The sequence below is a fragment of the Streptomyces sp. NPDC016677 genome, from assembly GCF_055562815.1.
In genome coordinates, this window is record NZ_JBVHEO010000010.1 from 63,940 (window position 1) to 86,891 (window position 22,952).

A 22,952-nucleotide genomic window follows, 5' to 3' on the forward strand; every position below is an offset into this window, starting at 1 on the left:
GGGCCTGTGATCGAAGGTCGCGGTCGGTCAGGTGGTGCCGAATTCCCGGTCGATGAGGTCGAACATGTCCTCGTCGGTCGCGGTGTCCACGTCGAACTCCTCGACATCGGTACCGGTACCGGTGCGGGCCGGGTCCGCGGCCGTCCTCCACTGCTCGACGAGCGCGTTCAGACGGGTCAGGACGGTCGCGTGGGTCGACGCGTCGGGGCTGGTCCCGGCCAGCGTCGCGGCTACGGCGTCGAGTTCGGTCAGCAGCAGCTCGGCCGGGTCGGTCTCCTGGCCCAGCTCGGCGAGGAGGAAGCGGGCCAGGGCGGTGGGTGCGGGGTGGTCGAAGACGAGTGTGGCGGGCAGCCGGGTGCCGGCCCGGCGGGAGAGCCGGTTGCGCAGCTCGACCGCGGTGAGCGAGTCGAAGCCGATCTCCTTGAAGGGCTGGTGGGGGTCGATGGCGTCGGCGGAGGAGTGGCCGAGGACGGCGGCGGCTTCCTGCTGGACCAGGTCGAGCAGGATTTTCTCCTGCTGTCCCGCGGTCGCCCTGGCGAGCCGGCCGGCCAGGTCGTCGGTGTCCGCCGCCGTGTTGTCGACGGCCCGGCGCGGGGCCCGGACCAGGGAGGCGAGCAGCGCGGGCAGGGTGCCGGCGCCGGTCAGGCCGCGCAGCGCGGCGAAGTCCATGCGGGCGGGCACCAGGACGGCGGCGGGGGTACGCAGGGCGGCGTCGAACAGCTCCATGCCCTCGGGTACGGACAGGGCGAGCATGCCACCCTTGGCCATGCGCCGCTGGTCGGTGTCGTCGAGGTGGGCGCTCATGTCGGTGACCTGGCCCCACAGCCCCCAGGCGAGGGAGGTGGCGGGCAGCCCGGCGGCGTGCCGGTGACGGGCGAGCGCGTCGAGGAAGGCGTTGGCGGCGGAGTAGTTGCCCTGGCCCGGGGAGTCGAAGGTGCCGGCTCCGGAGGAGAAGAGGACGAAGGCGCTCAGCGGCAGCGTGGCCGTCAGCTCGTGCAGGTTGAGGGCGGCGTCCACCTTGGGCCGGAACGTCGCGGCCAGCCGCTCCGGTGTCAGGGCGGTGATCACACCGTCGTCCAGGAGTCCGGCGGCGTGCACCACGGCGGTCAGCGGGGCGTCCGGCGGGATCGAGGCGATCAGGGCGGCCGCCGCGTCCCGGTCGGCGACGTCGCAGGCGACGGTGCGGACGGTGGCGGCGCCCAGGGCGCGCAGCTCGTCCTCCAGCTCGGGCACGCCGTCGGCGGCCCGGCCGCGCCGTCCGGCCAGGACGACGTGGCGCACACCGTGCTCGGTGACCATGCGCCGGGCCACCAGGCGGCCCAGGGTGCCCGTGCCGCCGGTGACCAGCACGGTGCCGTCGGGGTCGAGGGGGCGCGGCAGAATGAAGACGTTCTTGCCGGTGTGCCGGCCCTGGCTCATGAACCGGAAGGCGGCCGGGGCCTCCCGTACGTCCCAGGTGTGCAGCGGAAGGGGACACAGGACACCCCGCTCGAAGAGGGCGGCCAGGTCCCGCAGCATCTCTCCTATACGGTCGTCGCCCGCCTCGTGGAGGGAGAACGCCCGGTAGGCGACGCCGGGGTGGGCGGCCGCCACCTCGGCGGGGTCGCGCAGGTCGCTCTTGCCCATCTCCAGGAAGCGCCCGCCGCGCGGCAGCAGCCGCAGGGAGGCGTCGACCAGGTCGCCGGCCAGCGAGTCGAGGACGATGTCGGCGCCGCGGCCCCGTGTGACGTCGAGGAAGCGGCGTTCGAACTCCGTGGTGCGGGAGCCGGCGATGCGGTCGGCGGGGACGCCGGTGGCGCGTACGGTGTCCCACTTGGCGGGGGAGGCGGTGGCGAGGACGTCGGCGCCCCAGTGCCGGGCCAGCTGCACGGCTGCCATGCCGACACCGCCGGCTGCGGCGTGCACGAGGACCGTCTCGCCCGCGCGCAGCCCCGCGAGGTCGCGCAGACCGTAGTAGGCGGTGAGGAAGGCCATGGGTACGGAGGCGGCCTGCTGGAAGGTCCAGCCGTCCGGGATCCGGGTGACGGTGCGCTGGTCGGCGACGGCGAGCGGGCCGACGGCATCGGGGAACAGGCCCATCACCCGGTCGCCGACGGCGAGTGCGGTGACGCCGGGGCCGGTCTCGGTGACGATGCCCGCGCCCTCGTTGCCGAGGGTGGCGTCGACCTTGTTCATGCCGAGCGCGACCAGGACGTCCAGGAAGTTCAGGCCCGCGGCCCGTACCTCGACGCGGACCTGCCCGGCGGCGAGCGGTTCGAGCGCGGCGGGGGAGGGGCGCAGCGCCAGTCCTTCGAGGGTGCCGTCACCGCCGGGCTCCAGCCGCCACGCCGCCGCGTCCGCGGGGGCGGTGAGCACGCCGGTGGTGTCGGCACGGGTGAGCCGGCGGGCGAAGCGGACGCCGTCGCGCAGGGCGAGCTGGGGTTCGGTGCCGGTGAGGACGGCGGGCAGCAGGGCGCGGGACGCCTGGGCCGCGTCGGTGTCCACGAGGGTGATCCGGTCGGGGTTCTCGGCCTGCGCGGACCGCAGCAGGCCGAGGGCGGCCGCGGCGGCGGGGTCGGTGAGTTCACGGTCGTGGTGCACGGCGACCGCGCCGTGGGTGAGGACCAGCAGCCGGGTGTCGTCCAGTTCGGGCGCGGCCAGCCAGGTCTGGAGCAGGTCGAGGACCCGGCCCGTGACGTCACGGACGGCGCCGGCGCTCAGCCCGCCGGCCGCCGCCTCCAGTTCGAGGAGCAGCGTCTCGGGGATGCCCAGGTCGGCGGTCTCGGCGAGTTCACGGATGTCCTCGGCGGTCGCCACCGGCACGGGGTGCGGCGCGTCCTCGACGGGGCCGTGCGCGGGGAGTTCGTCCCAGCCGACGCGGAACAGGCGGTCGCGGACGGGGGCGGTACGGGTGGCGGACAGGTCCGTGGTGAGCGGCCGGGACACCACCGAGCCGACGGTGGCGACGGGCGCGCCCGTGCCGTCCGCCAGGTGCAGGGCGACCTCGTCGGCGCCGTGCGGGGTGACGCGGACGCGCAGCGCGCTCGCCCCGGCGGCGTGCAGGGCGACGTCGCGGTAGGCGAAGGGCAGCGCGAGCGCGGCGTCGGCGCCGGCCGGGGCACGGAAGCCGATGGCGTGCATGGCGGAGTCCAGCAGCACCGGGTGCAGTCCGAACCCGTCGGCGGACAGCCCCTGGTCCTCGGCGAGCGCGACCTCGGCGAACACCTCCTCGCCCCGCGTCCACACCGCGCGCAGGCCCCGGAACGCCGGACCGTAGCCGTATCCGGCGGCGGCCATCTCCGCGTACGCCTCCGTCACCCGCTCCGGGTCCACCGGGACCGCCCCGGCCGGCGGCCACGGGGCCAGGGCCTGTGGCGGGGTGCCGGCGGCCGGTGTCAGGAAGCCGCTGACGTGCCGGGTCCAGGCCGCGCCGGGATCGCCGTCCGCGGGGCGGGAGCGTACGGACAGCGGGCGGCGGCCCTGCTCGTCCGCCTCGCCGACGAGGACCTGTACGCGTACGCCGTCGCCCTCGGCCAGCGGCAGCGGCGCCTCGACGACCAGCTCCTCCAGGGTGGGGCAGCCCACCTCGTCCCCGGCGCGCACCGCCAGCTCCACGAAGGCCGCGCCGGGCAGCAGCACCGTGCCCCCCGCCGCGTGGTCGGCCAGCCAGGGGTGGGTGCGCAGCGACAGGCGGGAGGTGAACAGCACGGAGCCGGAGCCGGAGCCGCCGGAACCGGAGCCGGATGCGGAGCCGGTACCGGAGACCTCGGTGACCGCGCCGAGCAGCGGGTGCCCGGCCGGTGTCAGTCCGAGGCTCGCGGCGTCGCCGTGGCCCTGCCCCTGGCCCGACTCCAGCCAGTAGTGCCGGTGCTGGAAGGCGTAGGTGGGCAGGTCGGTGACGGCCGGCAACTCCGGGCCGCCGGAGCCCCCGGTACCCCGTTCGCCCTCGGCGCCCCCGCCGGAGTCCGCCGCACCGGCGAGGACCGCGGACCAGTCGACGGGCAGCCCGCCCACGTGTCCCTCCGCGAGCGAGGCCAGCATCCGGGGCGCGCCGCCCTCGCCGCGCCGCAGCGAACCCACGGCGACCGCCTCGGCCCCGGCGTCCTCGAAGAGCTGCTGCATGGCGGTGACCAGCACGGGGTGGGCGCTGGACTCCACGAAGAACCCGAAGCCGTCGGCGAGCAGTTCGCGCACGGCGGCCTCGAAGTCCACCGGACGGCGGGCGTTGCTGAACCAGTACTCGGCGTCCAGACCGGCGGTGTCGAAGGCGCCGCCGGTGACCGTCGAGTAGAACGGGACGGCCGAGCGGCGCGGACGGACGTCGGCGAACATCGCGAGGATACGGTCGCGCAGCGGATCCACCTGGGCGCAGTGCGAGGCGACCGTGGAGCCGACGACACGGGCCCGCAGGCCGTCGGCCTCGCAGCCGGCCACGAACTCCGCGAGCGCCGCCTCCTCACCGGCGACCGCGGACGCGGCGGGCCCGTTGCGGCCGGCGACGGCCAGCCGCCCGTCCCACGCCGCGAGCCGCTTCTCCACCACGTCGGCGGAGGCGGCGACGGAGGCCACCGCGCCCTTGCCGACCAGCTCCTCGGCGAACAGGGCGCTGCGCAGCACGACGATACGGGCCGCCTCCTGAAGCGTCAGCGCCCCGGCGACGTACGCCGCCGCGATCTCCCCCTGGCTGTGGCCGACCACCGCCGCCGGCGCCACCCCGGCCGCCGTCCACACCGCGGCCAGGGACACGTGCACCGCGAACAGCGCGGGCTGGAGCACCTCGATGCGCTCCATGGACGGCGCCGACGCGGCGCCCCGGACGACGTCGGTGACGGACCAGCCGAGGTGGCGGCGCAGCGCCTGGTCGCACTCGGCGAACCGGGCGGCGAACACGGGCGAGGAGTCGAGGAGTTCGGCCGCCATACCGGGCCACTGGGAGCCCTGACCGGGGAAGACGAAGACGGTGTGCCCGGTGGCCGGGCCGCCGTCGCCCCGCACCACCTCCGGCGCCGGGGTGTTCTCGGCCAGCGCGGCCAGGCCGCGCAGCGCGGCGTCCCGGCCGGCGGCCAGTACGACACCGCGCTGTTCCAGCGCCGCGCGCCCGGTGGCCAGCGACCGGCCCAGATCCGTCAGCGCCACGCCGGGACGGTCCGACACGTACGATCGCAGCCGCTCGGCCTGGGCACGCAGCGCCGCCTCGCCGCGCCCGGAGACCAGCAGCGGCACGGGGGCGCCGGCCAGGAGCGGCTGCTCGGGAACCGCCTTGTCCACTGGACCGGTGGTGGCGGGGGCCTCCTCCAGGATCACGTGGGCGTTGGTGCCGCTGATGCCGAAGCCGGACACCGCGGCCCGGCGCGGCCGTCCCGTCCGCGGCCACGCCCGCTCCTCGGTCAGCAGCTCCACGGCCCCCGCCGACCAGTCCACCTGCGGCGTCGGCGCGTCCACGTGCAGGGTGCGCGGCAGGACACCGTGCCGCATCGCCATCACCATCTTGATGACGCCGGCCGCCCCGGCGGCTGCCTGCGTGTGCCCGATGTTCGACTTGACCGACCCCAGCCACAGCGGCCGTTCGCGGCCTTGGCCGTAGGTGGCCAGCAGCGCCTGCGCCTCGATGGGGTCGCCCAGCGCCGTACCGGTGCCGTGCGCCTCCACCACGTCCACCTCGGCGGCGGTCAGCCGGGCGTTGTTCAGCGCCCGCCGGATGACACGCCGCTGCGAAGGGCCGTTCGGCGCCGTCAGTCCGTTCGACGCGCCGTCCTGGTTGACCGCCGAACCGCGTACCACCGCCAGTACCGGATGGCCCGCCTCCACCGCGTCGGACAGCCGCTCCAGGAGCAGCACCCCGGCGCCCTCGGCGAAACCGGTACCGTCCGCCGCCGCCGCGAACGCCTTGCACCGGCCGTCGGGAGCGAGCCCGCGCTGCCGCGAGAAGCCGACGAACGCGTCGGACTCCGCCATCACCGTGACCCCGCCGGCCAGCGCCAGCGAGCACTCTCCCGCGCGCAGCGCCTGCGCCGCCAGGTGCAGGGTGACCAGCGACGACGAGCACGCCGTGTCCACGGTCACCGCCGGCCCCTCGAAGCCCAGCACGTACGACACCCGGCCCGACAGCACACTGCCCGCCCCGCCCGTGAGGAGGAAGCCCGCGAGTTCGTCGGGGACCTCGGGCAGCCCGGCGCCGTAGTCGTGGAAGGCGATGCCGGAGTACACGCCGACGTCCTTGCCGCGCAGGCTCGTCGGGTCGATGCCGGCCCGCTCCAGCACCTCCCAGGACAGCTCCAGCATGATCCGCTGCTGCGGGTCCATCGCCACCGCCTCGCGCGGCGAGATGCCGAAGAAGCCCGCGTCGAACATCCCGGCGTCGTGCAGGAAGCCGCCCTCACTGGCGTAGCTGGTGCCGGGGTGGTCGGGGTCGGGGTGGAACAGGTTGTCCAGGTCCCAGCCGCGGTCGGCCGGGAACCCGGTGATGCCGTCGCCCCCGCTGGACACCAGCTCCCACAGCTCCTCGGGCGAGGACACCCCGCCCGGCAGGCGGCAGGCCATGCCGACGACGGCGACGGGCGCGGTGGTGGCCGCGACCGCCTTGTCGTACTCGTGCTTCAGCCGGGCGTTGTCCTTCAGCGAGGCGCGCAGCGCTTCGACGATCTGTTCAGTCTGGCCGCTGCTCATGGCTGCTCCCACCGTGTCGAGTGCGCGATCACAACCGGTCCCCGTCCAGTGCTCGTTGGACCAGTTCGGCGACGTCCATTGCGTTGATCAGGTCGAGTTCCTCGGCGGCGGCCGTGGCGGACGGCGGCTGCCCGCCGTCGTCCGGTCCCTCCGCGCCGGCCGCCCGGGCGAGCTGCCGCAGCGCGTCCAGCAGCCCGGCCTCCCGGAACCGGCTGACCGGAACCGAGGCCAGCGTCCGGCGCAGCTCCTCCTCGTCCGCCTCGCTCAGCTCCTCGTCGGCCGCGTCCGCGAGCAGTTCGGTGCGCAGGTGCTCCACCAGCGCGGCGGGCGTGGGGTAGTCGAAGACGAGGGTGGCGGGCAGCTTGGTGCCCAGGGCGGCGCCGAGGGTGTTGCGCAGGCTGACCGCGGCGAGTGAGTCGAAGCCCATCTCCTGGAAGGCGCGCCCCGGCTTCACGGCCTCGGCGCCGCTGTGTCCCAGCGCCAGTGCCGTGTGCTCGCGGACCGCCTTCATCAGCGCGCGTTCCCGCTCGGCGTCGGAGGCCCCGGCGAGCTGCCGCAGGAACTCCGGGGCCGACCCGTCGCCGGAATCGTCCGCCGCCGCCAGACCGTCGACGATCTCCCGCACGCCCGGCAGGTCGCCGATCAGCGGGCTCGGCCGCAGCGAGGTGAAGGCGGGCACGAACGCCGCCCAGTCGACGTCCGCCACGGCCACCCGCGTGTCGCCGCCCCGCACCGCGAGCGTGAGCGCCGCCATGGCCTCCTCGGGTGCCATCGGCAGCACACCACGCCGGCGCAACTGCTCCCGCGCGGTGGCGTCGGACGCCACACCGAACCCGTCGATCACACCCCAGGCCACCGAGGTGGCCGTCAGCCCCCGCGCCCGCCGCCGTTCGATCAGCGCGTCGAGCTGGGCGTTGGCGGCACCGATGAGTCCCTGCCCGCCGCCGCCCCACACACTGGCGACGGAGGAGAAGACGACGAACAGGTCAAGGTCCCGTCCGGTCAGCAGGGCGTCGAGGTGCCACAGCCCGTCGACCTTGGCCGCCAGCGTCTCGGCCAGTTCCTCGGTGGTGGTGACGTCCGCCTGGGCGACGCGCGCGAGGTCGGCGGTGTGCACGACACCGCAGAGTCCGGGCGCGGCGGCGGGCCCGGCAAGCAGCCGCGCGAGCGCCTCCCGGTCGCCGAGGTCGACCTGACGAACGGTGATCTTCGTGCCGTGCGCGCTCAGCTCGTCACACACCTTCCGCACCCGCGGCGCCTCCGGGTCCGACGCGACGGTCAGCACCAGGTGCTCGGCACCGGCCTCGGCGAGCCAGCGCGCGGCGTGCCGGCCCAGGCCCTCGGTGCCGCCGGTGACCAGCACGGTGCCGCGTGGCCGCCACTGCGGTCCCGCCGTCGCGCCCGGGAGCAGCGGACGGCCGCTCATCCTGCGCACCAGCGCGCCCGTGGGCCGGATGGCGAACTGGTCCTCACCGTCCGGGGCGGCCAGCACCCCGAGCAGGGTGCGGGCGGCCCGCTCGTCGAACACCTCGGGCAGGTCGACCAACCCGCCCCAGCGCTCCGGCTGTTCCAGCGCCACGGCGAGCCCGAGCCCCCACACGGCCGCCTGCTCGGGGGCGTCGATGCCGTCCGTGCCGCCGACGGCGACCGCGCCCCGGGTGGCGCAGTACAACCGGCGCCCCGAGCCCAGATCGCCGAGCGCCTGCACCAGCGCCAGGGTCGCCGCGACGCCCTCGGTGAACGTGGCACCGCCCGGCCGCGGACGCCGGTCGAGCGCGAGCAGCGACAGGACGCCGCCGACGTCGTCCACTCCCGCCAGCGCGCCCCGCAGCGTCTCGGCCAGCCCGCCCCGGTCGGCGGCAGCCCCGGCCCGTACGACGACAGTGCGCAGCCCCTGCCGGTCCAGCGCCGGCGCGACCCGCTCGGCGTACTCCTCGGCACCGCCGCTGTCCGGCACCACGACCAGCCAGGTGCCGGACGGCACCCCGGACGCGGCGCCGGGCAGCGGCTTCCACAGCACCTCGTAGCGCAGCCGGTCCGCCGCGGCCCGCTCGTCACGCCGGCGCCGCCACGCCGACAGCACGCCCAGCGCCCCGCCGACGGCGTCCAGCTCCGCACCGTCCCGCACGCCCAGCGCCTCACCCACGGAGCCGAGGTCCTCACGCTCGACGGCATCCCAGAAACGGGCGTCGTCGGCGTCATTGGCGGCACCGGGGCCGCCCTCGCCGGTCAGCCAGTAGTGCGCGCGCTGGAAGGCGTAGGTCGGCAGCTCGGGAAGGTGAACGGGCGGGAGGGACACACCGAGGTCGACGGGGACGCCGGCGGTGTGGAGGTGGGCGAGGGCGGAGGTGAGGGTGCGGGTTTCGTCGCCGTCGCGGCGCAGTGCGGGGATGAGGGTGGTGACGCTGTCGGGGTCCAGGTTCTCGCGGGTCAGGGCGGTGAGGGTGCTGTCGGGGCCGAGTTCGAGGTAGGTGGTGACGCCGTGTGCGGCGAGGGCTTGGATGCCGTCGGCGAAGCGTACGGTGGCGCGTATGTGGCGGGTCCAGTAGTCGGGGGTGCACAGGGTCTCGGGGTCGGCGAGTTGTCCGGTGGTGTTGGAGAGGAGGGGGAGGGTGGGGGTGCTGAAGGTCAGGGTTTCCAGTACGTTCTGGAATTCGGCGAGCATGGGTTCCATGCGGGCGGAGTGGAAGGCGTGGGAGACGGTGAGGCGTCGGGTGCGGATGCCTTGTGCGGCGAGTTCTTGTGCTGCTTTGAGTACGGGTTCTTCGTCGCCGGAGAGGACGGTGGAGGTGGGGCTGTTGACGGCGGCGATGTCGACGCCGGGGTGTGCGGGGATGTCGTGTTCGGGGGCGGCGACGGCGATCATGGCGCCGCCTTCGGGGAGTGCTTGCATCAGGCGTCCGCGAGCGGTGACGAGTGTCGCGGCGTCTTGCAGTGACAGGACGCCTGCTACGTGTGCGGCGGTGACTTCGCCGATGGAGTGTCCGCCGACGGCGTCCGGTGTGATGCCCCAGGATGTCATGAGCCGGTAGAGAGCGACTTCCAGGGCGAACAGCGCGGCCTGTGTGTACATGGTCCGGTCGAGGCGGTCCGGGTTGTCGTCGAAGACGATGTCGCGTATCTCGTCGCCGAGGGCGGCGCACACTTCGTCGAACGCCTCGCGGTAGGCGGGGAACGCTTCGTACAGTTCACGTCCCATGCCGGCCCGTTGGGAGCCCTGCCCGGTGAACAGTACAGCCAGTCGCCCACGCCGCACCGATCCCGAGTGCACACCGGCCGCCGTCTCGCCCCGCGCCACCGCGCCCAGGCCCGCCAGCGCCTCGTCCCGGTCAGCGGCGACCACGACCGCCCGCTCCGGCAGCCCCGCCCGGCTCGCGGCCAGCGCGCTGCCCACCGCGGTGAGGTCGAGTTCGGGTCGCTGTCCCAGGTAGGACAGCAGTCGCTGTGCCTGCGCGCGCAGGGCGTCCTCGCCCCGTGCGGAGAGGGGGAGGAGCGTCAGGCCACCGTCCGGGCGTGCCGTCGTGACCGGCGCTGCACCGGCCTCCGGGGCCTGTTCCAGGATGATGTGGGCGTTGGTGCCGCTGACGCCGAACGCGGAGACGCCGGCGCGGCGCGGCCGTTCGACCTCGGGCCAGGGCTGCTGTTCCGTCAGCAGGTCCACCGCGCCGGCCGACCAGTCGACCTGCGGGGTGGGGGCGTCGACGTGCAGGGTGCGCGGCAGGATTCCGTGCTGGAGGGCCAGTACCGTCTTGATGACGCCGGCCACCCCTGCGGCGGCCTGGGCGTGTCCGATGTTGGACTTCAGCGATCCGAGCAGCAGCGGGCGTTCGCGGTCCTGGCCGTAGGTGGCCAGCAGGGCCTGGGCCTCGATGGGGTCGCCCAGTGCCGTACCCGTCCCGTGTGCCTCGACCGCGTCCACGTCACCCGGCTTCAGCCCCGCCTCCGCCAACGCCCGCCGGATCACCCGCTGTTGGGAGGGTCCGTTGGGAGCGGTCAGGCCATTGGAGGCGCCGTCCTGGTTGACGGCGCTGCCGCGCAGCACCGCCAGCACCCGGTGACCCAGGCGTTCGGCGTCCGACAGCCGCTCGACCAGGACCACGCCCGCGCCCTCGGCCCATCCGGTGCCGTCCGCCGAGGCGGCGAAGGACTTGCAGCGGCCGTCCGCCGACAGGCCCCGCTGGCGGGAGAACTCCACGAACGCCTCGGGCCCGGCCATCACCGTCACGCCACCCGCGAGGGCCATCGAGCACTCGCCGGAGCGCAGTGCCTGCGCAGCCAGGTGCAGGGCCACCAGCGACGACGAGCACGCCGTGTCGATGGTCACCGCGGGTCCCTCGAAGCCCAGCGCGTACGACACCCGGCCCGACAGCACACTGCCCGCCCCGCCGGTCATGAGGTACCCCTCGGAGCCGTCGGGGGCCGTGCGCAGGCGGCTGGTGTAGTCGTGGTTGACCATGCCGGCGAAGACACCGACGTCCGTGCCGCGCAGGGCGGTGGGATCGAGGCCGGCCCGCTCCAGCGCCTCCCAGGACGTTTCGAGGAGCAGCCGCTGCTGCGGGTCCATCGCCAGGGCCTCGCGCGGGGAGATGCCGAAGAACTCCGCGTCGAACTCGCCCGCGTCGTACAGGAAACCGCCGCGCCGCGTGTAGCTGGTGCCGGCGTGGTCGGGGTCCGGGTCGAAGAGCGAGTCCAGGTCCCAGCCGCGGTTCGTCGGGAACTCGCCGATGCCCTCCTCCCCGGCCCGCAGCAGCCGCCACAGGTCCTCCGGGGACGCCACGCCGCCCGGCAGCCGGCACGCCATGCCGACGATGGCGACCGGCTCGCCGGGACCGGCCGCCCGCCGGGCCGGGTCGTCGCGTCCGGCGGTGTCGTCGCCGAGCAGCCGGGCGCGCAGGAACGACGCGAGCGCGGCCGGTGTCGGGTGGTCGAAGGCGAGGGTGGTGGGCAGGTCGGCGCCGGTCAGGTCGTGCAGGCGGTTGCGGAGCCGGACCGCGTTCAAGGAGTCGAAGCCGAGGTCCTGGAAGGGCCGTTCGGGGTCGATCGCCGACGCGTCGTCGTGTCCGAGCACGGCGGCGGCGCTGGTCAGCACCAGGTCCAGCGGTGTGTCGCCGGCCGATCCGGGCACCGGCCGCGGCTCGGGCACCGGCCGCGGTACGGGCACGGGCACCGGCTGCGACGTGGGTGCCGGGTGGGCCGTCGGGTGCGGGGCGTCCGGCCAGTACCGGCGGTGCTGGAAGGCGTAGGTGGGCAGGTCGTGGAGCGCGCGGTGCGGGGCCGCCGGGAGCAGGGCGGAGAAGTCGACGGGGACGCCGCGGACGTGCAGCCGGGCCAGCGCGGTGACGGCGCCGATCCGCTCGTCCTCGGCGTCATCGTGCAGCGTGGGCACGAACATCGTCGGCTCGGCGCCGGGGCCGGACGCCTCCTGGGCCATCGCGGTGAGGACGCCGCCGGGGCCCAGTTCGAGGAAGGTGGTGACGTGTTGCGTGTGCAGCGTGCCGATGACGTCGTGGAAGCGGACGGTGCGGCGGACGTGGTCGACCCAGTAGTGCGGGGAGCACAGTTGCTCTGGGGCGGCCGGCTCGCCGGTGACGCCGGAGACGACGGGAATCGCCGGGAGCGAGTACGACAGTCTGGCGACGACCTCGCGGAACGCGTCGAGCATGCCGTCCATGTGCGGGGAGTGGAAGGCGTGGCTGACCCGGAGGTGCTTGGTGCGGTGGCCGCGGGCCGCGCACGCCTCGGCGACGGCCGTCACGGCGTCCCGGTCGCCGGAGACCACGACGGAGGCGGGCCCGTTGACCGCCGCCATACCGACGGTGCCCGGCGCGTCGGCGAGCAGGGGCCGCACGACGGACTCGGGGGCGTTGAGCGCGGCCATCGCCCCGCCCGGCAGGGCCTGCATCAGCCGTCCGCGCGCCGCCAGCAGCGTCGCGGCGTCGGGGAGGGACAGCACACCCGCCACGTGCGCCGCCGTCACCTCGCCGACGGAGTGCCCGGCGAGCCGGTCGGGGCGGACGCCCCAGGACTCGTAGAGCCGGAACAAGGCTACTTCCACGGCGAACAGACCGGCCTGCGCGAACACCGTCCGCTCCAGCTCGGCCGGGTCGTCGCCGAACACCACGTCCCGGACGGACCGGGTGACGTGCCCGGCGTCCAGCAGGTGCCGGTCCAGTTCGCCGCAGGCGGCGTCGAAGGCGTCACGGAACACCGGGTAGTGCTCGTGCAGGCGGCGGCCCATGCCGGTGTACTGGCTGCCCTGGCCGGTGAAGAGCACCGCGAGCTTGCCGGGACGCGCCACTCCGCGGGCGTGCCGGGGGTGGGCGAAGGCGTCCAGACCGTCGAGCAGCGCGGTGCGTCCCGCGCCCACGACGACGGCACGGTGTTCGAACGCCGCCCGGGTGGCGAGCAGCGCGTGGGCGATGTCGGCGGGGTCGGCGTCCGGGTGCCGTCCGGCCCACTCCGCGAGCCGGTCCGCCTGCCCCCGCAGCGCCTCGGGGCTGCGGGCCGAGAGGACCCAGGGGACGACGGCGGGCACGGCCGCGGGCGTGGGCGTGTTTTCCGCACCGGTGTCCGTACTGGTGCCCGCACCGGTGTCCGTACTGATGTCCGCACCGGTGTCCGTACTGGTGTCCGGGCCAGGTGCCTGCTCGACGATGACGTGGGCGTTGGTGCCGCTGACGCCGAACGCGGAGACACCCGCCCGGCGCGGTCGCCCGGTCTCGGGCCAGGGCCGCTGCTCCGTCAGCAGTTCCACCGCGCCCGCCGACCAGTCCACCTGCGGGGTGGGGGCGTCGACGTGCAGCGTGCGCGGCAGAAGGCCGTGCCGGATGGCCATGACCGTCTTGATGACGCCGGCCACGCCCGCGGCGGCCTGCGCGTGCCCGATGTTGGACTTCACCGAGCCCAGCCACAGCGGGCGGTCCGCGGGCCGGTCCTGACCGTAGGTGGCGAGGACGGCCTGCGCCTCGATGGGGTCGCCCAGCGCCGTGCCGGTGCCGTGCGCCTCGACCACGTCCACGTCGGCACCGGTCAGCCCGGCGCTGCTCAGCGCCTGCCGGATGACGCGCTGCTGGGAGGGGCCGTTGGGAGCGGTGAGGCCGTTGGACGCGCCGTCCTGGTTCACCGCGCTGCCGCTGACGAGGGCCAGCACCTGGTGGCCGTTGCGCCGGGCGTCCGACAGCCGCTCCACGAGCAGTACGCCCACACCTTCGGCCCACCCGGTGCCGTCCGCCGACGCGGCGAACGCCTTGCACCGGCCGTCGGCCGACAGGCCCCGCTGCCGGGAGAAGTCGACGAAGGCATCCGGCGCGGCCATCACCGTGACCCCGCCGGCCAGCGCCATCGAGCACTCGCCCGCCCGCAGTGCCTGCGCCGCCAGGTGCAGGGCCACCAGCGACGACGAGCACGCCGTGTCGATGGTCACCGCGGGCCCTTCGAGACCGAGGGTATAGGCCACCCGGCCGGACAGCACGGCCGAGGAGATTCCCGTGATGCGGTGCCCCTCGACCTCCTCGGCCACCTCGCGCAGGCGCAGCGCGTAGTCCTGGGTGTTCATGCCGGTGAACACACCGATGTCGCGGCCCGCCAGGGTCGTCGGGTCGATGCCGGCCCGCTCGAACACCTCCCAGGACGTTTCCAGGAACAGCCGCTGCTGCGGGTCCATCGCCAGGGCCTCGCGCGGCGAGATGCCGAAGAAGCCCGCGTCGAACCCGGCGGCGTCCGTCAGGAACGCACCGTGCCGGGCGTACGACGTGCCGGGGTGGTCGGGGTCGCTGTCGTAGAGCGCGGACAGGTCCCAGCCGCGGTCGTCCGGGAAGTCGCCGACCGCGTCACCGCCCTCGCTGATGAGCCGCCAGAAGTCCTCCGGGCTCTCCACGCCACCGGGGAAGCGGCAGCTCATCGCGACGATGGCAATGGGGTCGTCGGACGTCCCGCGCGGGGTGGCGGACGGTGCCGCGGGGGCGTCGGCCTCCGTCAGGAGTTCCGCGAGCAGGTGCCGGGTGAGGGCGTCCGGGCTCGGGTGGTCGTAGACCAGGGTGGCGGGGAGCCGGAGTCCGGTGTCCGTGGCGAGCCGGTTGCGCAGTTCTACGGAGGTCAGCGAGTCGAAGCCCGCTTCACGGAACGCCCGGCCGGGGGCGACGGCGTCGGCGGACGGGTGCCCGAGGACGTGCGCGGCACGGTTCCTGACCAGGTCGAGCAGCGTCTCGTGCCGCTCGTCGGGCGTCAGTGGTGCCAGCCGTCGTACCAGGTCCGTGCCGCCGGCCGCCGCCCGGCTCGCGGCCCGGCGCCGTACCGGCCCCACCAGCGCGCGCAGCAGCGGAGCGACCGGGCCGCCGTCCGGCTCGGCACGCAGCCGCCCGAGGTCGAGCCGGGCCGCCACCAGCGCCGGGACGGTGCTGCGCAGCCCGGCGTCGAACAGCGCGAGGCCGGTCTCCTCGTCCAGCGCCGCCATCCCGAACCGCCGGGAGTGCTGCCGCAGGTCGGAGTCGGTGAGGTGGGCGGTCAGCTCGCTGGTGGCCGCCCAGTGGCCCCAGGCGAGCGAGGTGGCGGGCAGCCCCGCCGCCCGGCGCCGCGCGGCCAGCGCGTCCAGGAAGGCGTTGGCCGCGGCGTAGTTGGCCTGCCCGGGGTTGCCGAGGACGCCGGCCGCCGAGGAGTACAGCACGAACGCCGCGAGGCCGGTGCCCCGGGTCAGCTCGTCCAGCAGGAGCGCCGCGTCCGCCTTGGGCCGCAGGACGGCGTTCAGCCGCTCCGGGGTGAGGGCGGTGACCACGCCGTCGTCCAGCACACCGGCGGTGTGGACGACCGCGGTGAGCGGTGTCTCGCCGGGGATCGACGCCAGCAGGCCGGCCAGCGCGGCACGGTCGGTGACGTCACAGGCGACGGTGCGCACGGTGGCGCCCAGCGCGCCGAGGTCGCGCTCCAGCTCGGGCACGCCGTCGGCGGCAGCACCGCGCCGGCTGACCAGCAGCAGGTGGCGTACGCCGTGCTCGGCCACGAGATGCCGGGCGAGCAGGCGGCCCAGGGTGCCGGTGCCGCCGGTGATCAGAACGGTGCCGTCGGGGTCGAGCGGCTCTACGGCGTCGACGGTGCCGTCGGGGTCGAGCGGTCGAATGGCGCCGGCGTCCGCCGCCCGCACCAGCCTCGGTACGGTGACCCGGCCGGCGGTGAGGGCGAACTGTGGCTCACCGGTGGCGACGGCGGCGGGCAGCAGCGCCTCGGAGGCGGCGTCCCCGTCCACGGCGGCCAGGACCAGCCGCTCCGGTGCCTCCGACTGCGCCGAGCGGACGAGCCCCCAGACAGCCGCGGTGACCGGGTCGCCGACGTCCCCCGTCACGACGACCAGCCGCGCATCCGTCACCGGCAGCGCGAGCCACGCCTGGACCCACGCCAACGCCCGCGAGGCCAGCGCCCGCACCCCCTGGGCGGTGTCCGTCAGATCCACGCGCACATCACTCCGAGCGGCCGACGCCGACAGCTCATCGGGGTCGGCAACGGTGACCAGTTGCCGCGCCCGGTCCGCCACGGCCTCGACGGCAACCGGCACCCAGTCGACGCGGAACAACGCGTCCAGCGGGTCCACGCCGCCCTGAGCAGCCGCCGACACCAGCTCATCCGCGGTGACCTCGCGCGAGACGACCGACCCGAAGCTGCCGACCGCGCGGCCGGAGGCGTCCGCGAGTTCCAGCGCAGTACCGCCACTGCCGTCCGCAGCGACACGCGCCCGCACGGAGGTGGCCCCGGCCGCTGCCAGGGACACGGCACGGTAGGCGACGGACAGCGCGGAGGTACCACCGCCGGCCCGGCCCACGGCTTCGAGCAGCGCGGGATGCAGCCCGAACCGCTCGGCGTCGTCCCGCTGCTCCTCGTCCACCTCGGCCTCGGCGAACACCTCCTCGCCACGCCGCCACGCCGCGCGCAGCCCCGGCACCGCCGGATCCACCTCGACGGGTACCGCCCCGGCCGGCGGCCACACCGACAGGTCCATGCCGGGGACGGCGTCCGGACGGCCGGCCAGTGTGCCGGTGGCGTGCCGGGTCCAGTCGGGGGCACCCTGACGCCGGGAGTGGACGGTCAGCCGGCGCCGTCCGGAGCCGTCCGCCGCGCCGACGGCCACCTGGAGCCGCACGCCCGGCCCCTCACCGAGCACGAGCGGCGTCTCGATCAGCAGTTCCTCGACGACACCGCAGCCGACCTCGTCCCCGGCACGCACCGCCATCTCCACGAACGCCGCCCCGGGCACCACCGCGACTCCGTGCACCGTGTGTTCGGCCAGCCAGGGGTGGCTGCTCGACGACAGCCGGGCGGTGAACAACACCCCGCCCTCGTCGGGCAGTTCAACCCAGGCGTCGAGCAGGGGGTGCCGGGCGTCCGTGAGCCCGGCGGCGGCCACGGCACCTGCGGAGGGCACGCTTGTGAGCCAGTAGTGCTGGTGTTGGAAGGGGTAGGTGGGGAGATTCCAGGCGGTGCCTCGGCCGAGGTGGGTGGTCCAGTTGATGGGGAGGCCGCGGGTCCATGCGTGGCCGAGGGAGGTGAGGAGTTGTCGGGTGTTGCCGTGTTCTCGGCGGAGGGTGCCGGTGATGAGGACGGGTCCCGATTCGGTGTGTTCGGCTGTGGCTTCGATGCTTGGGGTGAGGACGGGGTGGGGGCTGATTTCGATGTAAGTGGTGAAGCCTTGGGTGAGGAGGTGGTGGATGGCGGGGGCGAATTGGACGGTGTTGCGGAGGTTGCGGTACCAGTAGGTGGCGTCGAGGTGGGTGGTGTCGAGCCAGTCGGCTGTGACGGTGGAGTAGAAGGGGGTGTGGGAGGTGGTGGGGGTGATGTCGGCGAGGATGTGTATGAGTTCGTCTTTGACGGTTTCGACGTGGGTGGTGTGTGAGGCGTAGTCGACGTCGATGGTGCGGGCGCGGATGCCGGCTTGGTTGCAGGTGGTGGCGAGTTCGGTGAGGGCTTGTGGTTCGCCTGCGACGACGACGGAGGCTGGTCCGTTGAGGGCGGCTGTCTGGATGCGGTGGCCGTAGGGGGCGGTGAGTTCCTGGGCTTGGGGTGGGGTGAGGGCGAGGGACATCATGGCGCCGTGTCCGGAGAGGTGGGCGGCGATGGCCCGGCTGCGGCGGACGACGATTTTGGTGGCGTCCGTGAGGGACAGCCCGCCGGCCACGTGTGCTGCCGCGATCTCGCCTTGGGAGTGTCCGATGACGGCTGATGGTTTGATGCCTGCGCTTTGCCACATGCGTGCCAGGCTGACCATGACGGCGAAGGAGACGGGCTGGATGATGTCGACGCGGTCGAGGGGGAGGTGTCCGTGGATGGTGTCGAGGAGGGACCAGCCGGTCAGTTGGTCCATGATCGCCGCGCATTCGTTCAGTGCTTGGGCGAATACGGGGGAGGTGTCGGCGAGTTCGGCGCCCATGCCCTGCCAGTGGGTGCCCTGGCCGGGGAAGACGAACGCCACCCGTCCTTGTACGTCGGCCCGGTTGCTTCCGGTGCCTTCGGCTATGGCTTGGAGTCCGGCGAGTGCTTCGGGCCGGTTGTCGGCCACCACAACCGCACGGTCAGGCAACCCCGCCCGACCGGTCACCAGCCCTGCGGCGATCGCGCCCAGATCCAGTTCAGGACGTGTGCGTATGTACTCGGCCAGTTGTCGTGCCTGGGCGCGGGTGGCCTGGTCGTCGGCTCCGGAGAACAGCAGGGGGTGGGGGCCGTGGGAGGACGGTTCGGGGGTGGGGGAGGGTTCGGGGACGTGTTCGAGGATCACGTGGGCGTTGGTGCCGCTGACGCCGAAGCCCGACACCCCCGCCCGCCTGGGGCGTCCCGTCTCCGGCCACTCCCGTTCCTCGGTGAGCAGTTCCACCGCGCCCGCCGACCAGTCCACCTGGGACGACGGCGCATCCACGTGCAACGTTCGCGGCAGGAGGCCGTGCCGCATCGCCATGACCATCTTGATGATGCCGGCCACTCCGGCGGCGGCCTGCGCGTGCCCGATGTTCGACTTCAGCGAGCCGAGCCACAGGGGTTGTTCACGATTCTGACCGTACGTGGCCAGCAGGGCCTGCGCCTCGATCGGGTCGCCCAGTGCCGTGCCCGTGCCGTGCGCCTCCACCGCGTCCACGTCACCCGGCGTCAGCCCGGCCTGCGTCAACGCCCGCCGGATCACCCGCTGCTGGGACGGTCCGTTGGGGGCGGTGAGGCCGTTGGAGGCGCCGTCCTGGTTGACGGCGCTGCCGCGCACCACCGCCAGTACCCGGTGCCCCAGCCGTTCCGCGTCCGACAGGCGCTCCACCAGCAGCACGCCCACGCCCTCCGCCCAGCCCGTGCCGTCCGCCGAGGCGGCGAAGGACTTGCAGCGGCCGTCCGGAGCCAGGCCCCGTTGCCGGGAGAACTCCACGAACGACTCGGGCCCGGACATCACCGTCACGCCGCCGGCGAGCGCCAACGAGCACTCCCCGGCCCGCAGCGCCTGGGCGGCCAGGTGCAGGGCGACCAGCGACGACGAGCACGCCGTGTCCACCGTCACCGCGGGGCCCTCGAAGCCGAGTACGTAGGACACGCGGCCCGACGCCACGCTGGCCGTCGTCCCGGTCATGAGGTGGCCTTCGAGATCGCCGGTGGCGCCGGCACCGTACCCCTGGTGCATCATTCCGGTGAAGACGCCGATGTCCTCGCCGCGCAGGGCGGTCGGGTCGATGCCGGCCCGTTCGAACGCCTCCCAGGACGTCTCCAGGAGCAGCCGCTGCTGCGGGTCCATCGCCAGAGCCTCGCGTGGGGAGATGCCGAAGAAGGCCGCGTCGAAGTCGCCCGCGTCGTGGAGGAAGCCGCCCTGGCGGACGTAGCTGGTGCCGGGGTGGTCGGGGTCCGGGTCGAAGAGGTGGTCCAGGTCCCAGCCCCGGTCCGTCGGGAAGGGACCTGTGCCCTCGCCGCCGGCCCGTACCAGCTCCCACAGGTCCTCCGGGGAGGCGACACCGCCCGGCAGGCGGCAGGCCATGCCCACGATGACGACGGGGTCGTCGGCCGCGCGCGGGAGCGGGGCGGCGCCGGCCGGGGCGATGTCGGCCGGGGTGGTGGTGCCGGACAGTTCACGGCGCAGCAAGCCGGCCAGGGTCTGCGGGGTGGGGTGGTCGAAGGCGGAGGTGGCGGGGAGGCGGAGTCCGGTGGCCTCGGTGAGGCGGTTGCGCAGTTCGACCACGGTGACCGAGGTCAGGCCCAGGTCGGTGAAGGGGCGCCCTGGCTGGACGGCCTGCCTGCCGGTCAGGCCGAGCAGGTCGGCGACCTGGTCGCGGACCACGTCGGTGAGGAGCCGGTCGCGGTCGGCGTCCGGAACGTCGGCGAGGCGCTCGCGCAGGACGTTCGTGACGGCCTCGTCCGCGGTGGCGGTCCGGGCCGGCGCGTCGATCAGGTCGTGCAGGAGCGGTGAGCCGGGAGCGGCGGACGGGTCGAGTCTCACCACGACGAGCTGGGCGTCGTCCACGGTGAGGGCGGCGTCCAGGGCGGCCATCGCCTGCCGCTCGGTGAGCGCACCGCTCGTCGCACCGCTCGCCGTGTCACCCTCACCCTCCCAGGGGCCCCAGGCGAGGGACCGGGCCGGGACACCCTGGAGGCGCAGGTTCTGGGCGTAGGCGTCGAGGAAGGCGGCCGAAGCGGCCTCGGTGGTCTCGCCGGCCGCGCCCAGCAGGCCCTTGGTCGAAGAGGACAGCACGAAGGCGGTGAGGGCGGCGTCGCGGGTGAGGTCGTGCAGGGTGCGGACCTCGGCGGCCACGCGGGTCTCGGAGGGCTCGTCCACGGCGTCCCAGGCGTGGACGACCAGGGTCAGGGGAGAGGGAGCCTTGGCCAGCGCTCGCTTGAGTTTCGCGCGGTCGTCGAGGTCGGCCTCCGCGAGCCGGACCTCCGTGCCCTGCCGGGTGAGGCGGGCGCGCAGGCCGGCCGCCGCGGCGCCCTGTCCGGGCGGGGTGATCAGCAGCAGGCTGCGGGCGCCGTGGGCGGTGGCGAGGTGGCGGGCGATCGCCGTGCCGCGCCGGGTGTCGGCTCCGGTGACGACGACGGTGCCCGCGCGGTCGAAGGCTTGGTCCGGCTGGGCGACCGTGTCCGTCGCGGTGTCGAGGGTCACGCGTTCCAGCCGGGGCAGCAGGACGACACCGTCGCGGACGGCGCTCTGCGGTGCGCCGGACGCCACCGTGGCGGCCAGGGCGGCCGCGGCCGCGTCGTCGTCCCCGTCGGCCGCGTCGGCCGCGTCGTCCAGGTCCACGACGGCGACGCGGCCGGGACGGGCGGCCTGGAGGGAGCGGACCAGGCCCCACAGCGCCGCCTGGCCGAGGTCCCGCACCGCCTCGTCCGGGTGGGTGGCCACGGCGCCGCGGGTGAGCACGACCAGCCGGGGGCCGGCCGGGCCGGCGGACGTCAGCCAGGGTTCGGCCGTACGCAGGAAGTCGTCGACGCTCGTGCCCGCGGGGACCGGCAGCAGCGCCACGGAGGGCGTGTCGCCGCTCAGGTCGGTGCCCAAGGCCCGGAGACGGTCGGCGAGGGCGGTGCCGGGGTCACCGAGGAGCGTCCAGTGGCCGCTGGCCGGCGCGGGCGCGGACGGCTGGGGAACCCAGTGGGTGCGGAAAAGGGTGTCATGGTGGGCGTTGCCGACCGCGCGGAGCCGGGCGGGACCGTCCAGGAGCCGGTGCCGGGTGACCTTGCCGGTGGCCGTGCGCGGGATGCGCTCGATCTCGTACAGCTCCTCGGGGACCTTGAAGTACGAGAGCCTCTCGCGGCACAGGGAGAGCGCCTGCGCCGGGTCGAAGCCGCCGGGATCGGGGACGACGAAGGCGACCGGCACCTCGCCGAAGACGTCGTGCGGCTTGCCGGCCACGGCGGCGTCGGCGACGCCGGGGACCTGGCGCAGCACGTCCTCCACCTCGCCGGGGTGGATGTTCTCCCCGGCGCGGATGATGAGTTCCTTGAGCCGTCCGGTGACGGTCAGGTAGCCGGCGCGGTCGCGGACGGCGAGGTCACCGGTGTGGAACCAGCCGTCGCGCAGCGCCTCGGCGGTGGCGTCGGGCTGGTCGTGGTAGCCGGCCATGATGTTCGGGCCGCGCACCCAGACCTCGCCCTCGGTGCCGTCGGGCACGTCGAGGCCGGTGCGGTGGTCGACGATCCGCAGCGCGAGGCCTGGCACGGGAAGGCCGCAGGACCCTTCGACGCGGGCGCCGGTCGGCCAGTTGATGGCGATGGAACCAGAGGTCTCGGTGGAGCCGTAGGCGTCGATGAGGGGGGCGTCGAAGGTCTCCTCGACCGAGCGGCGCAGCGCGGCGCCGAAGACGGCGCCGCCGACCAGGCCGACCCGCAGTGGGGGCACGGTGGAACCCGGGGCCCGCGCGGCGCGGACGAGATAGTGGTAGAGCGTGGGGACACCGGCGAGGACCGTGGACCGGTCCTGTTCCCACAGGTCGAGCACGTCGTCGGCGGAGTGGCCGTCGGTGATGCGGGCAGTGGCTCCGACGGCTGTCACGGCCAGCACGCAGACGATGTGGGACAGACTGTGGAACAGCGGCAGCGGCCACAGCACCCGGTCCTCGGCGGTGAGGCCGAGCGCGGGGACGTAGGCGGCGGCGACCGACCACAGACAGTTGCGCTGGGTGGCGAGGACGCCTTTGGGGCTGCTGGTGGTGCCGGAGGTGAAGAGCATCCAGGCGACGTCGTCGAGCCCCTGGTCGTCGCGGGCCGGAGTGGCGGGGTCGGTGGTGGCGAAGTGCTCGTAGGCGAGGCACCCGGCGGGGACGGGTCCGTCACCGTCCACCACGATCACGGTCAGCGGGCCGGTGCGGGGGGCCAGCCGGCGCACCGCGGGCACGTGGGCGGCGTCGGTGATGACGACGCGGCTGCCGCTGACGGTGAGCAGGTGCTCCAGCTCCGCGGCGGCCAGGTGCGGGTTGACCGGGACGCCGACGCCGCCGGCGCGGACGACCGCGAAGTAGCTCTCCACCGTCTCGACCCGGTTGCCGAGGAACATCGCCACCCGGTCGCCGGGCAGCAGGCCCAGTCCGGCGAGGTGCCCGGCGAGGCGGCGGGTACGGGCCTCCAGACCGGCGTAGCTGACGGCGCGCCGGGCGTCGAGGTAGGCGGTCCGGTCGCCGAAGCGCCTGCTCTGTTCGGCGAGGAGTTCGTGGACCGGACGGATCAACTCGGCACGCAGCATGCTGACTCCACACTCCTGTTTGCTGAGGCACGCGTGCCGCTGCGGCGGCTTCGGCCACGTCCAGCTTCACCCGTGCCGGGCGTCGGCGATCCCCTGAATCACCCCCTCAACGCCCCTTACTTGTGACCGGCGC

General features: G+C 74.6%; 2 protein-coding genes. Both read right to left on the reverse strand.

Annotation, left to right across the window (positions count from 1 at the left end):
* Nucleotides 1-27 precede the first annotated feature (27 nt).
* Nucleotides 28-6,645: a type I polyketide synthase gene (locus ACZ3IG_RS24765; RefSeq protein WP_467434721.1), complete on the reverse strand. Its 6,618-nt coding sequence runs from the start codon at nucleotides 6,643-6,645 to the stop codon at nucleotides 28-30.
* Between the two features lie 28 nt (nucleotides 6,646-6,673).
* Complete coding sequence (locus ACZ3IG_RS24770) at nucleotides 6,674-22,819, reverse strand: type I polyketide synthase (protein ID WP_467434722.1); 16,146 nt, start codon at nucleotides 22,817-22,819, stop codon at nucleotides 6,674-6,676.
* Nucleotides 22,820-22,952: the final 133 nt, after the last annotated feature.

Coding starts and splice junctions, on each gene's coding strand:
- ACZ3IG_RS24765 (WP_467434721.1), bottom strand. CDS start 6,645: ATGAGCAGCGGCCAGACTGAACAGATCGTCGAAGCGCTGCGCGCCTCG.
- ACZ3IG_RS24770 (WP_467434722.1), bottom strand. CDS start 22,819: ATGCTGCGTGCCGAGTTGATCCGTCCGGTCCACGAACTCCTCGCCGAA.